Raw genomic sequence first — 13,373 nt, 5'->3', positions numbered from 1 at the left:
GTAGGGCTGTATCTGTGGAAAACGGATACAGCCCTTTTGCTTGTGTGGCAGTCTCATTGTTCTCTCCCGTCTGTGGTCAGCAGGACTTTTCTCTTTCCTATCCTTGCCTCAAAGTAAGGCGGGTCGTCTCTCAATGAAATACTGTCGTAGTCGAAAGGTGCGACGACCGTATCTCTTCCGTCGGGAAGAATCAGACCGAGTTTTCCGTCCAACTGTGCAATGACCGGCATTGTACGCAGGTCATCGACGTAGACATAGCAGGTGCGTAGGAAATCATACTTGGGCTCGACAAGTGTACGCCCTCTGTGGTCAAGAATGCCGAATTTCCCTTTGCGCTCGATCACCTCATGATACTGGATGTAAATCTCACGGATGAGATTCAGGTATCTGACCATCTTCCGCTTGTCGTTTACCAGCGTGACAAGGTAATCGAAGGTATCGGAGTAATTGGCCATCGCCCGGGCCAAGACAATCTTCATGTCCAGTCCCTTGATGGCTTTCCGGTTGAGGTCGATGTACCGGGCTATGGCAGTTTCCTTTTCGCGCAGTGGCAGGTCTTTCAGATGCTCTTCAAAGCGCAGCATCTGCTGTTTGCTGCCGTGCATGGCCTTGATATATCGATGTATCTGCCGTCCCATCTCTATGCACACAAAATGGCGGATCTGCTGCTCTTCTATAGGATCAGCGTACTCCTGGTTGAAGTTGTCTTGCGTAATCATGGGCTTCGTTTTTATTGTTTTCGCCAAAGTTACGGACTTTTCGCTGTTCTGCCAAGAAAATACAGGACTTTTTAGTGTCCCCGGTGATGATAAAAAGCGTCCTCAGGCCGGGGAGAGGGAGTGTGTCCGGAGATAGTGGGGCAGTGTGGCGACATCGGATGGAGACTGACAATGACAGCCATGGAGGGAAAGGGAAGATTTACTGTAGTTCATCCTTGTAATAAAGTATTGCCCTGATGGCAATCTGTTCTGCTTCTTCGATGGTGCAGTGCAGTTTTCCGCCTGACGCATCAGCATGTCCGCCACCGTTGAAAAACCTTGCCGCCATGGGCTGGCAGTGGAAACCGTTGCAGGAGCGGAGGCTGACCAGTACGAGGCTGGGCTTCTCCGTATCCTCACGCAGGGATATGCTCAGCTTGAGACCTTTGATCTGCTGCGGGACGTTCACAAGCCCTTCCATATCGCCTTTGATGAAGTGGAACTGTGTCATCTCTTCTTTCGTTACCGTGTAGTAGGAGGCGTGCAGTTCCTCTATGACCTTCATCTTGTTGAGTATGATGTGGGCGCGAAGACGGAGTGCGTTGGGGGAATAATTGTGGAATACCCGGTTGTAAATCTCGTCTTTGTCGACTCCTTTTGCCAGCAGCTGGCCGATGATGTAGAATATCTCGGGACGTGAGGAATTGTAGGTGAATCCACCCGTGTCGGTCATCATGCCGCAATAAATGCAGGCTGCACATGGCTTTGTCATGTCCCTATAGCCATCCAGCTGGCTGATCAGCCGGAAGACGATTTCGCTCGTGCTCGACATCTCCGGGTGAGAGATGGTCAGAGCATTGCCTGTGTCGGGCTCCAGATGATGGTCGATGAGCAGTCGGGCTGCTTTGCTGCTCTCAAGAACCTCCTGCATGGCATCTACACGTGAATTCTGGTTGAAGTCGAGGCAACAGACAAGGTCGGCTTCTCTGAAAGCCTTCTCCACCTCTCTGGGACGCCGGTCGTAACGGATAACGGAATTATGTCCTGGCAGCCAATGTAGGAAATCGGGGGTAGCATCAGGCATGCAGACCCTGATGTCGGTCTTGCCGGTCTGCTTCAGGTAGTGCATCCATGCCAGTGACGAACCGATGGCGTCACCGTCCGGCGACTTGTGGGCGCAGATGACGATGTGCGTTGCATGGGAAAGAAGGTTGCGCAGGGTCGCTGTCTCTTCGAGAGTCAGTAAATTTAATTCCATTATTTCTGTAAGCGGTAACAGGTGTTTGTAAGCGGTGATGAGGGGTGGATGAGGATGCTGGACAGAAGCGGGAAAATGAATCCCTGCCCTTGTGTCATCTTTCCTCCATAAAACAAGGGGACAGGATAGGGCAGGGCAGGGAATTCTTCTGTCAGAACAATTTGGAAGGATAGACCCCTTCGTCGACAAGCGACCGGATCTTGTCTACAACGCCCTGGCGGTCGGCAGCGTAGGTGACACCGAACCACTTGCTGGTCGTGTCGAGCACCTTCACGGTAGCTGTGCCGTCGTTGATGAGTTTGTTCACCATCACCGGAATGAAGTATTCAGACTTCCTGTTCTCCATGTTCTTCGGGTCAGAGAGGAACTCCTTGAAATAAGACTCGCTGTAGTCGAAATAGTCGGGCGTGAATCCCCATACGTTCATGGAGACCGGTGTGTTCTCGCCGACAGCTACCCACTTACCCTGTTCGTCCTTGTACTTGATTGCTCGCTCCCGACGCTCAATCTCCGTACGTTCCACAACGGTTGTCAGGTTGCCTTCGGTATCGGTAGAACAGATGCCGCGTGCGACAGTACCGTTCTCGCTCAGCGTGTTGCCGACGCGGAAGCCCACCATGGCATAGCGGTTCCTGGCCCCCTCCGGAAGGTCTGCAAGGAACTTCCCGATTACCTTGAAGCAGTCGCGGTTGTAGAAATCGTCACAGTTGATTACGCAGAAAGGCTCCTTGATGACGTCTTTCGCCATCAGTACGGCATGGTTCGTTCCCCATGGCTTCTCGCGCCCTTCCGGTACGGAAAATCCCTCCGGCAGTGCATCAATGCTCTGGAAAACAAGCTCGGCAGGGATATGTCCCTCATACTTTGACAGCACCTGGCTGCGGAACTGCTCCTCGAAATCCTTGCGGATGACGAAGACAATCTTGCCGAATCCAGCCTGAATGGCATCATAGATGGAGTAGTCCATGATGGTCTCACCGTTGGGTCCCAGTTCGTCGAGCTGCTTCAGCCCGCCGTAGCGGCTTCCCATTCCTGCCGCAAGAAGCAATAATGTAGGTTTCATTTTTTTCTTTTTAATAGATGATCTGTATAATTGTTCTGCGTGCAAAGGTAGCAAAAAGATGGGAGACTCTGCCATGTTGCAACGCTAAAAAAACAATCCCGGCTGAAGCTGCTGGCATCGCACCGGACACAACTGCCTGCAAAGAACCTCGAAGGCACATCGGGTCATAATAGCGTGGGGATATGGGAGAAATGGGGGAAGAGGAGGGAATGTGCGGTATTTCTCTCGCTGACTCATTTGTTTATCTAAAGTTTTTGTTTTATCTTTGTACGCAGTTAGCAGATTGTCTATATGTAAAGAGTGTTTTATCTATGCGTGAAGAATGATTTATCTGCACGATGAAAATTTCTTATTTACGTGTAAAAAAAGATACCTTATATGTGAGATGAAGATGCGGCAAGCTGTGAAATATGAATCAGAACACCTGAATAAAGAATGATATGACCGTCAACTACAAACTTTTGAAGACATACGGAAGACTGCCGAAAAACGCAGAGTACAGAGCTGTAGCCATAGACAACCAGACTGTGGAATTGGATCAGATCGGAGAAGAGATAGAGCATTCAACATCGCTGACCCATGCGGACCTGATCGGGGCGGTCAGAGCCTTGAATGACGAGGTTGCACACCAGCTCATGGCGGGAAATGCGGTGCATCTGCCGGGACTTGGGTATTTCTCGCTCGCAGTGAAGGGAGACATCTACGAGGATCCTCGTTCGCACCATTACCGTCTGCATAATCCCGAAGTTCGTACTGTGAAGTTCCGTCCTGATGCTGAAATGAAAGAGAGACTTCGTTCCACGGAATTCAACAACATCACCTATGAACAGGGCGTGAGCTCTGTTCCTACAGCCCAGGATATTGACAACGCCATCGATGAGCTGTTCGCCATAAAGCCCGTTATCACCGTTGCCGATCTGCGTCGCCGGCTCAATCTCTCTTCTGCCTACTCCTACCGTATTGCTGACCGGCTGACGAAGGAGGGCAAGCTCCGCAACGTAGGATCCTGGCACCGGAAAGTGTACGTGAAAGGAAATGGCAATGGATGACCGGCAGAGTGGCTGATCCTGAAAGACACGGCGGAGGGCGTGTCAAAACGCAAATGTCCTTTTGAAAGTCTTACAGTATAAGGAAAGCCCATTTCAAAACTCGTCTGTGAGTAGAGAAATGGGCTTTCCCTTGTTTTCTGGAGGATTGCAACTTACAGGTTAGAGGTTGTCAAGTCGTGGAGCTGTCTTTTGGTATCCCTTTTTGTAGGAGGCGGTAAATACGGAAGTAGGAGACAACCCCCTGTGATGGGTGATTGTCTCCTACTCGGATAATGAAATGACTGACTCTGAAGCCTGCCGGTCAGCAGTGCAAAGGCCACAGCCTTCTGGTCGTCTTCTGCCAGAGAGTGTCTATGCCACTTTCTCCAGCCGTTTCATCATAAGGAACATGAATGCAGCAGAGAGGAGGCAGAGGACGATAAATACCGACCAGACAACCGTCAGGGACAGACCGCCCCAGAGATAGCCGCCTACACTTACGAGGAGGTTGCCGATGGCCGTGGCAACAAACCAGCCGCCCATCATCGCACCCTTGTACTTCGGGGGAGCTACCTTGCTGACAAAGCTGATGCCCATCGGACTGAGCAGCAATTCGCCGAAGGTCAGTATGAGGTAAGTTCCGATCAGCCAGTTGGCGGAAGCGTACGGAACGGTCTCGCCTGCGGCCTTTGCCATTTTCTGTTCGGTCGGAGTGAGCAGTCCCTGTGATGCCATCACCATCAGGAAATAGGCACAGCCTGCGACAATCATGCCGTATGCAATCTTCCGGGGGGCAGACGGCTCCTTGCCCTTGGCTGCCAGAGAACCGAAGATGGCCATGCTGACAGGAGTCAGGGCAACCACATAGAACGGGTTGAACTGCTGGAAGATAGGTGCGCTGACATCAACCGTGCCGGAAATATTGTTATACTTATAGACCAATACGCCAAGTGCAAGGAGGAACACGACAGTTGCAATGCCTTTCGCCTTGGGTGTCTTGCTCTGGAAGAAAGCCATCAGACTGTAGACCATGAAGACAATCATGACCAGGTTGACTACATCGAATGCCATGCTCTGGATGCCTGATGAAGTAGGATTGACGAACTCATCTGCAAAATAGGTCAGTGTAAGGCCGTTCTGATGGAATGCCATCCAGAAAAAGATGACGACAGCGAAGACGAGGCAAAGGGCTACTATCCGTTCCTTCGTCTGCTGGGGCGTGAGTTCTTCGACAGCTGTTTCCGTTCCCTTGTCTTTCTTCCGCTCGCCGCCTTCCACGTGCTTGAAGGTGCTCCGGAAAGCATAATAGATGGCCATTGACACGATCAGCGAGACACAGGCTACGGCAAATGAGAAGTGATAGGCGTCGTTGCCGGCATAGCCGAGAGATGTCTCTGCCCATTCCTTGATTCTTACGGCTGCGGTAGGTGCAAAGAGAGCACCGATGTTGATTGCCATGTAGAAGATGGAAAAGGCCGAATCGCGCTTGCCGGCCAGCTCAGGCGTGTCGTAGAGGTTGCCCACCATCACCTGCAGGTTGCCTTTGAACAGTCCTGTTCCGAAACTGATGAGGAACAAGGCTGCCAGCATGGCGATGAACGCTACTGTTCCTCCGCCCAGAGGGACAGACAGGAAGAGGTAACCGGCAAACATGACTACGATTCCGATGGTTACCATCTTGCCATAGCCGAACTTGTCGGCCATGATGCCGCCGATCAGTGGAAGAAAATAAACGAGGCCTAAGAAGATGCTGTAGATCAAGCCTGCCGTTCCCGGTGCTAATCCGAAATTCGCTCTCAGGAACAATGCGAACACGGCAATCATGGTATAATAGCCGAATCGCTCACCCGTATTGGCAAGTGCCAATGCGTACAGTGCTTTGGGTTGGTTCTCAAACATAAGGATAAAATTTTAGGTTAATTATTACTTTGTTTTTGTCAGATCGAAGAGATAGGTCGCCTTGACGACAATGTTCCCATAGTTGGACTTGCCGAAGTAGTCTTTCTTTGAACTGCCGTAGATGTTGCCAAGTCCGTAATAATACCGGGCTTCGAACAGGAAATGACCGATATGGTGTTTGCTGTATTCCATGCCCAGTCCGGCAGCGATGCCATAGTCAAACTTCTTCTCTACCGGCATCGACTCCTGTGCTACGGTGACATTGCTTCGTCCTGTACCGTCGGTGGCGAGGTTCGGCGTGTCGAAGTTCTTGGACGTGGACTCGCTGAGGTACAGGCCTATCTGCGGGCCGGCCTGGAAGAAGAAATTGAATCCGTTTTGTTCACGTCCCCATGCCAGATGGGCAAAGACGGGTATCTGGATGTAGTTGACAGTGCGCGAATAGGCTTCCGCCTCTCCGTTGGCATTGATGACGGGCTGGTCCGTTCCGGTCTGTATTTTCTCTTTCCACCCGACGGCGGCATAGTTCACCTCACCGTAAATGGAGCAGATGGTGTTGAAATACTTCTCACAGACATAGCGCACGCTCAGTCCGCCTGTCACGCCGCCATGCAAAGACTGCGTCACGCTGGGGTTGAAACCCACGTTGGAGAGGATGCCGCCGCCGTTCACACCGATGGCGAAATCGTTGCGATGCTGTCCTATCTGCGCCACGACGGTCATAGGCAGTGCAGACAGGACGGTGAAGAATAGAATTGGAATCTTGTATTTCATCTTTCAAACAGGGGACTTTCCTACGCCTTTAGTAGACGAGGTTCTCCATGGTCTGGTCTGTCTTGAAGTGAACCAGCTGGAAATGGTCGTTGATATATCCGCCCTGTCCGATGCGCACAAAGTCGTAACGCGTCTGCAGCGGGCGGTACTTTACCTCCGAAGCCGTACCCTTGAAGTTCTTCCCATGTGCCTTCAGCCCGCGGATGAAGAACTCTGCCTGGTCGTAGCCGGTAAGTGCCATGCGCGGTATATATTGTTTTGACATTGGCTCGCCATATTTTTCCGTGTATTTCGCTTCCAGCTCTTTTGTCTTGTCAGCCGCCTTGTTGTAATAATAAGTGGAGGGGATATAGGTGTTGTATTTGAAAAACTGGTCCAGGTCATAATCCTGATAGACGAACCACTGGTTGTATCCGTAGAGGGTGACAGCGATGCCTGGACGTGTCTTCTTCATCTGTTCCAGTTTGGCGAACACCTCATTGAGCTGAGGACTTTTCTCTGAATTGACGATTACAACGTTGGGACAGGAAGCAGAAAAATGCTTGGCGAAGTCGGAGGCGGAAGAGGTGGTACTGGTCAGGTCGTACTTGATCTTCTGCAGTTCGAGCTGTCTCCTCAGACTGGAAGTGAAGTCGCCTACCTGGCTGGAAGCATCCTTACAGTTGATGAAAACAGGATGGTGCGACTTCTGGAAACGTTCCAGGAAAGAGGCTATTGCCTTGTTGTTGAGCGAGGCATCAGTCTGGTAGACCTGGAATACATTCGCATTCGTTTCTACCTCGTTGCCTGTGATAGAGAAAGGAATGACGAGCTTGATACCGTTGGTACGGCAGAAGTCCGCCAGAGGCTTCACCTGATCGGAGTAAAGCGGCCCGAAGATGATATCCAGCTTGGATGCGTTCGGTTCGAGCAGCGTGCTGCGGATATCGGCTCCTTTCGGCACATTCCAGGCGTGGACATCAGTCGTTATACCCTCGCCCTTCAGCTGGTCGAGTGCCAGCAGCAGGCCCCGGTAATATTCTACCATCCGCTTGCCGTCACCATCCTGGTTGTGCAGTGGAAGCATGACACCTACGCGGATGGCATTGGCTGGCACCGGCGCAACAGGCTTGGTCGGTTTAGCGGTCTTGGCGTTTTTCCCCATCACTGTTCCGTCAGGCCTGAAGTCACCCTCCTTGGAGAAAGGGACAAAGATCAGGTCGCCTTTCTTCAGCTCATAGCCTGGCTGTTTCATGGAGGGATTCGCATCAAGGAGCTGCGGAATGGAAACGCCATACTCTTTCGCAATGCCGAAGATGGTCTCCTTGCGCTTTACCTTGTGCTGGTCGCGCCACTGGACACTCTGTGCGAGGACGCTATAACTGAATGTCATAGCGAATAATAAAAAGAGATATTTCAGATAAGTTCTCATGCACTTATGTTTTTATTTTGGAAAGTAACGAAATGAAATTACCAGTGCAAATATACAAAAGAAATCTGTAACCAAAAGGCGTAGAATGAAAAAAAACACAAAAACAAGGCTACCATATAATATATATGTCACTGGCTTGTGCTTTTGCTTGTTTGAATGAGAAAAAATATGTAATTTTGCATGATTCTACGATTTACGGCAATGTATAAAGAGATAACAGGAATGAAGCCACGTATGACAAGTTTGCTCCCCATGATGCTGACCATGTTGTTCTCTGTCTCGACCCGGGCACAGGACTGCCAGCCTGCAGGCAAATTCACCGATGCCAACGGAGAGACGAACACGATGGCGGCAGGAGAGACCTATGCCGGCTCGGCACCGTTGACGGTAGCTTTTTCGGCCAATCCGCCGTCTGAAAATGATCCTGCCACTAATTACGAGTGGCATTTCTTCAGTCAGAATAATCCTCGGACAGCTTATCTCATCCGCTATGATGAGAATACGGAATATACCTTCACAGAGGCCGGAACGACACGTGTCGTTCTCTATGAAATCCTGGCCGGTGACACTACACGCTACAATGCCATCAATGTTTCCATCAGCGAAAGCAGCCTGCAGATGCCGAATGCCTTTTCACCCAATGGCGACGGCATCAACGACGTGTACCGTGCCAAGCCGGGCTATAAAAGCATTGTCGAATTCAAGGCCGTCATCTTCAACCGTTGGGGGCAGAAGCTCTATGAATGGGATGATCCGGCCGGTGGATGGGACGGAAAGTACAAGGGCCGGGATGTAGCCCAGGGCACTTATTTCGTCAATGTTACTGCCAGAGGGGCTGACGGCAGGGAGTTCAGCATCCGGCGGGATGTCAACCTGCTGAGAGGCTATTCGGTTACGAGGTGATGGCTGTGATAGGCGTTCATCCCCCCACAGTCATTATCCCCATCCTTTACCATCTATCACCCACCACACCCACCACCTGCAATGAACGAAAAGATAGAAGTCTTCGGAGCCAGAGTACATAATCTGAAGAATGTAGACATAACCATCCCACGCAATTCACTTACCGTCTTCACCGGACTGTCCGGTTCGGGGAAAAGCTCGTTGGCCTTCGACACCATCTTCGCCGAAGGACAGCGCAGGTACATCGAGACCTTCTCGGCATACGCCCGCAACTTCCTCGGAAACATGGAGCGTCCCGATGTAGACAAGATAACAGGACTGTCGCCGGTCATCTCCATCGAGCAGAAGACAACGAACAAGAACCCGCGGTCTACCGTCGGTACGACGACCGAGATATACGATTACCTTCGTCTGCTGTTCGCGCGTGCCGGCGAGGCCTACTCGTACGTGAGCGGCGAGAAGATGGTGAAGTACACCGAAGAAAAGGTGGTTGATATGATCATGTCCGACTATCAGGGCCGAAAGATCTATATCCTCTCCCCGCTCGTCCGCAACCGCAAGGGACATTATCGTGAACTCTTCGAGCAGATGCGCCGCAAGGGCTACCTGTACATCCGGGTGGATGGAGAGATGCTGGATCTGGTACGCGGCATGAAAGTGGACCGTTACAAGAACCACAACATCGAGGTGGTTGTCGACAAGATGAAACTCGGTTGTACGGAAGAAGGCACACTTCGGGAGCGGCTGGCGAAGACCGTGTCGACAGCGATGAAGCAGGGAGAGGGCCTGATTATGATTCTTGACCATGAAAGCGGAGAAGCCAAGTATTTCTCCAAACGGCTCATGGATCCTGTGACGGGGATAGCCTATAAGGATCCTGCTCCTAATATATTCTCGTTCAACTCGCCTGAAGGTGCCTGTCCGCAGTGCAAAGGACTTGGGGTCATCGACGAGATCGACTTGAAGAAGGTGATACCGGACGATACACAGAGCATCCATGCCGGGGCCATTGTTCCTTTAGGGAAATACAAGAACCAGATGATTTTCTGGCAGATTGAAGCATTGCTGAAGAAGTACGATTGCAGCCTCAAGACACCTGTCAGAGACATTCCTAAGGAAGGAATGGAGGAAGTGTTATATGGTTCGCTGGAGAAACTGAAGATTGCCAAGGAGCTTGTCCATACCACTTCCGACTACTTCGTTTCTTTCGACGGCATCATCAAGTATCTCCGTACGGTCATGGAGAATGACGACTCCACGGCCGGAAAGAAGTGGGCTGACCAGTTCATAGCCGAGGCACAGTGCCCTGAATGCCACGGACACCGTCTGAACCGTGAGGCGTTGTCGTATAGGATATGGAACCGGAACATCGCCGAACTGGCAGAGATGGATATAGCCGAGCTGAAAGAATGGGTCGGTCACGTGGAGGATCACATGAACGAAAAGCAGCGTAAGATTGCCGTGGAAATAGTAAAGGAAATCCGCAAACGTATTGACTTCCTGCTTGATGTCGGGCTTGATTATCTTGCGCTGAACCGTCAGAGTGCCACGCTCTCCGGAGGTGAGAGCCAGCGAATCCGACTTGCCACGCAGATCGGTTCACAGCTTGTCAACGTACTTTATATCCTTGACGAACCGTCCATCGGACTGCATCAGCGTGACAACGAACGTCTCATCAACTCGTTGAAAGAGCTGCGCGACATGGGCAACACGGTGATTGTCGTAGAGCATGATGAAGACATGATGCGGGCTGCCGACTGGATTGTGGACATCGGACCGAAGGCCGGGCGCAAAGGGGGCGAGGTAGTGTTCCAGGGTAAGCCTTCCGATATGCTCAAGACCCATACGCTTACCGCCCAGTACTTGAATGGTGAGCGGGCCATTGAGATACCCGATAGCCGAAGGAAAGGCAACGGAAAGACCATCCGCCTCGTCGGCTGCAAGGGAAACAATCTTAAGGATGTAGATGTAACATTTCCTTTGGGCGAGTTGATTGTCATTACAGGTGTGTCGGGGTCTGGGAAGAGCACGCTGATCAACGAGACCCTCCAGCCCATCCTTTCGCAGCACTTCTACCGATCGCTCAAACGTCCGATGCCGTACGAGAAGATTGAAGGCATCGACAATATAGACAAGGTGGTGAATGTCGACCAGAGCCCAATCGGCCGTACGCCCCGCAGCAACCCTGCAACTTATACCGGCGTATTCTCGGACATCCGCCAGCTCTTCGTCAATCTTCCGGAAGCCAAGATACGTGGCTACAAGCCCGGCCGGTTCTCCTTCAACGTGAAAGGTGGACGCTGTGAGGCCTGTGGCGGCAATGGCTACAAGACCATCGAGATGAATTTCCTGCCCGACGTGATGGTACCTTGCGAGGTATGTCATGGAAAACGTTACAACCGTGAGACGCTCGAGGTGCGCTTCAAAGGCAAGTCCATTGCCGATGTGCTGGACATGACGGTCAACATGGCGGTGGAGTTCTTCGAGAACGTACCGCAGATTCTGCCGAAGATAAAAGCCCTGCAGGATGTCGGGTTGGGATATATCAAGCTCGGACAGAGTTCCACCACGCTATCCGGTGGGGAGAGCCAGCGTGTCAAACTGGCTACCGAACTTGCCAAACGGGACACGGGCAAGACGCTTTATATCCTTGACGAGCCGACGACGGGACTTCACTTTGAAGACATCCGAATCCTCATGGGTGTCTTGGAGAAACTTGTCGACCGTGGCAACACCGTCCTGATCATCGAGCACAACCTTGATGTCATCAAACTTGCCGACTACATCATCGACATGGGACCCGAGGGCGGACGCGGCGGCGGTCGTTTGCTGGCCTGCGGGACACCGGAAGCTGTAGCGAAGAACAGGGAGAGCTATACGTCCAGGTTCCTTTCCAAGGTACTGAAGTAAATGCTTCTGGGCGTATAGCTTTAAAGTGCAGGACTGACCGTTTACCCGAGTCCATTCATTTCCCTTTCCTGCACTCATATTTATTGAATGCTGCTCGATAAAATCCAAACAGCATGATATCCTATACATAAACTCTTTTAAACAGATCTTTTAAACGGTCTCGCATTGTTTTCGGTAAGTAGCCCTCCTGATCGAATAAGGTTTACCGGCTGTCTTCCTCAGCTGCAAGCTGCCCCCTCCCCGGCAATGTATGGCAAGGAGCGGGCCGTCAGCACGACTGGTGTTTACCATCAACTCCATAAGTGACGGGCATCGGCACATCTGCAGGGAAGCCCGGTTCATTCCTTCCGCTACCATATAGCCGACATACAGATACCTTTTTGAAAGTCTTGCAGCCTGAAACGGCCCAATAAGAAAAGCCCATTTCAAAACTCGTTTGTGAGTAGAGAAATGGGCTTTCCTTTTCTTTTAAAGAGTCCCGACTTACAGCTTGGAAGTTGTCAAATCGTAGTCTTACCCGTTGGCGGAATTAAAATGCAGGATTATGCGAAGACATACGAAAGAGAATCGCTGCCAAAATGGACGGTGGGGAAACTCAATTCTTCGTAGATTCCAAGCCGATAGCCGTATGCAGGGTTGCCAGAGGGAAGCGTTGCAAGATGGGGCGAATGGGAGATTTCTCACAAGCACCGGATTTCGGCTTCTGTGCATCTCAAAATATGTATTACTTTGGCTATAAACTCAATGCACTCTGTGGGTTAAGTGGGGTGATACACTCCTATGACTTGTCAAAGGCCAGCGTGCATGACCTCAATTATATGAAAGATGTCAAGCTGGTCTATCATGACTGTAACATCTATGGCGACAAGGGATATATAGGGGCTGATGTTCAACTCGATCTTTTCCAAACGGCTCACATTAGATTGGAATGTCCATATAGGCTGAACCAAAAGAATTGGAAACCAAAATTAATCCCTTTTGCCAAAGCCAGAAAAAGGATTGAAACTCTCTTCTCACAACTCACAGATCAATTTTTGGTTATCAGGAATTATGCGAAAATAACAAATGGTCTGTTCGCCCGAATAATCGGGAAAATTAGTGCGCTGACCATATTACAATATGTCAACTTTATTAATAACAAACCCATCGGAAGAATTAAATACGCACTAAATTAATTCCGCCAACGGGTAACTAATGTAACATAAAAGAAAAGGTCATGAACAAAAAAGAATTCGAGAAAAGGCCCTATGTCAGGCCTATGGCAGAAGTGATCAAGGTGGGTGCCGACGCGCAGATCATGGCGGCCAGCCCCAATGTGCAGCCTGGAGTGTCCATAGAAGATCCAAAAGAGGACGACGATGACACCGAAATCAGCGGTGCCAAGCAGTTCAACATGTGGGAAGGATGGGACGACTGACACCGCATGCAC

At 50.9% G+C, this 13,373-nt stretch carries 10 protein-coding genes and 1 pseudogene; 5 read left to right on the top strand and 6 right to left on the bottom strand.

The features are described 5' to 3' along the window. Positions 1 to 53: 53 nt before the first annotated feature. From DYH27_RS05425 to DYH27_RS05415, 3 genes are all read right to left on the bottom strand, one after another. A complete protein-coding gene (locus DYH27_RS05425) occupies positions 54 to 719 on the bottom strand; it encodes a hypothetical protein (RefSeq protein ID WP_025067770.1) in 666 nt (221 codons plus the stop codon). 199 nt (positions 720 to 918) lie between these two features. After that, the gene (locus tag DYH27_RS05420; protein ID WP_029216484.1) at positions 919 to 1,956 is read right to left on the bottom strand and encodes a DHH family phosphoesterase; all 1,038 of its coding nucleotides are present in this window, start codon (positions 1,954 to 1,956) and stop codon (positions 919 to 921) included. A gap of 151 nt (positions 1,957 to 2,107) precedes the next feature. Further along, complete coding sequence (locus DYH27_RS05415; RefSeq protein ID WP_025067769.1) at positions 2,108 to 3,019, bottom strand: glycosyltransferase family protein; 912 nt, start codon at positions 3,017 to 3,019, stop codon at positions 2,108 to 2,110. A 440-nt stretch (positions 3,020 to 3,459) separates the two neighbouring features. On the opposite strand from DYH27_RS05415, the gene DYH27_RS05410 reads away from it, so the two are divergent. Next, complete coding sequence (locus tag DYH27_RS05410) at positions 3,460 to 4,068, top strand: HU family DNA-binding protein (RefSeq protein ID WP_025067768.1); 609 nt, start codon at positions 3,460 to 3,462, stop codon at positions 4,066 to 4,068. Between the two features lie 351 nt (positions 4,069 to 4,419). Here the strand turns inward: DYH27_RS05410 and DYH27_RS05405 are convergent, their stop codons facing one another. The 3 genes from DYH27_RS05405 to DYH27_RS05395 are packed head-to-tail and all read right to left on the bottom strand — an operon-like array spanning position 4,420 to position 8,131. Next, the gene (locus DYH27_RS05405; RefSeq protein WP_025067767.1) at positions 4,420 to 5,946 is read right to left on the bottom strand and encodes a peptide MFS transporter; all 1,527 of its coding nucleotides are present in this window, start codon (positions 5,944 to 5,946) and stop codon (positions 4,420 to 4,422) included. Positions 5,947 to 5,970: 24 nt separating this feature from the next. Beyond that, positions 5,971 to 6,720: a porin family protein gene (locus DYH27_RS05400; RefSeq protein ID WP_025067766.1), complete on the bottom strand. Its 750-nt coding sequence runs from the start codon at positions 6,718 to 6,720 to the stop codon at positions 5,971 to 5,973. A 28-nt stretch (positions 6,721 to 6,748) separates the two neighbouring features. After that, positions 6,749 to 8,131, bottom strand: coding sequence for an amino acid ABC transporter substrate-binding protein (locus DYH27_RS05395; RefSeq protein WP_025067765.1), 1,383 nt, complete (start codon positions 8,129 to 8,131; stop codon positions 6,749 to 6,751). A 234-nt stretch (positions 8,132 to 8,365) separates the two neighbouring features. Between DYH27_RS05395 and DYH27_RS05390 the strand changes: the two genes are divergently transcribed. The 4 genes and pseudogenes from DYH27_RS05390 (at position 8,366) to DYH27_RS05370 (ending at position 13,361) form a co-directional block, all read left to right on the top strand. Next, the gene (locus DYH27_RS05390; RefSeq protein ID WP_390893166.1) at positions 8,366 to 9,034 is read left to right on the top strand and encodes a gliding motility-associated C-terminal domain-containing protein; all 669 of its coding nucleotides are present in this window, start codon (positions 8,366 to 8,368) and stop codon (positions 9,032 to 9,034) included. Positions 9,035 to 9,115: 81 nt separating this feature from the next. Next, the gene (gene uvrA, locus DYH27_RS05385; RefSeq protein ID WP_025067763.1) at positions 9,116 to 11,944 is read left to right on the top strand and encodes an excinuclease ABC subunit UvrA; all 2,829 of its coding nucleotides are present in this window, start codon (positions 9,116 to 9,118) and stop codon (positions 11,942 to 11,944) included. Between the two features lie 536 nt (positions 11,945 to 12,480). Then, a pseudogene (locus tag DYH27_RS05375) lies at positions 12,481 to 13,119 on the top strand (IS982 family transposase); the annotation flags it as partial. Positions 13,120 to 13,160: 41 nt separating this feature from the next. Beyond that, positions 13,161 to 13,361, top strand: a complete 201-nt coding sequence (locus tag DYH27_RS05370) for a hypothetical protein (protein ID WP_029216696.1) — start codon at positions 13,161 to 13,163, stop codon at positions 13,359 to 13,361. Positions 13,362 to 13,373 lie beyond the last annotated feature (12 nt).

The organism is Prevotella denticola (assembly GCF_900454835.1).
GTDB lineage: Bacteria > Bacteroidota > Bacteroidia > Bacteroidales > Bacteroidaceae > Prevotella > Prevotella denticola.
The sequence above is the reverse complement of the archived record's forward strand: the minus strand, read 5'-3'. Positions and strand labels throughout refer to the sequence as shown.

Excerpts from the sequence above, each read along its gene's own strand:
- DYH27_RS05425 (WP_025067770.1), bottom strand. The coding sequence starts at position 719 with ATGATTACGCAAGACAACTTCAACCAGGAGTACGCTGATCCTATAGAA.
- DYH27_RS05420 (WP_029216484.1), bottom strand. The coding sequence starts at position 1,956 with ATGGAATTAAATTTACTGACTCTCGAAGAGACAGCGACCCTGCGCAAC.
- DYH27_RS05415 (WP_025067769.1), bottom strand. The coding sequence starts at position 3,019 with ATGAAACCTACATTATTGCTTCTTGCGGCAGGAATGGGAAGCCGCTAC.
- DYH27_RS05410 (WP_025067768.1), top strand. The coding sequence starts at position 3,460 with ATGACCGTCAACTACAAACTTTTGAAGACATACGGAAGACTGCCGAAA.
- DYH27_RS05405 (WP_025067767.1), bottom strand. The coding sequence starts at position 5,946 with ATGTTTGAGAACCAACCCAAAGCACTGTACGCATTGGCACTTGCCAAT.
- DYH27_RS05400 (WP_025067766.1), bottom strand. The coding sequence starts at position 6,720 with ATGAAATACAAGATTCCAATTCTATTCTTCACCGTCCTGTCTGCACTG.
- DYH27_RS05395 (WP_025067765.1), bottom strand. The coding sequence starts at position 8,131 with ATGAGAACTTATCTGAAATATCTCTTTTTATTATTCGCTATGACATTC.
- DYH27_RS05390 (WP_390893166.1), top strand. The coding sequence starts at position 8,366 with ATGACAAGTTTGCTCCCCATGATGCTGACCATGTTGTTCTCTGTCTCG.
- uvrA (WP_025067763.1), top strand. The coding sequence starts at position 9,116 with ATGAACGAAAAGATAGAAGTCTTCGGAGCCAGAGTACATAATCTGAAG.
- DYH27_RS05370 (WP_029216696.1), top strand. The coding sequence starts at position 13,161 with ATGAACAAAAAAGAATTCGAGAAAAGGCCCTATGTCAGGCCTATGGCA.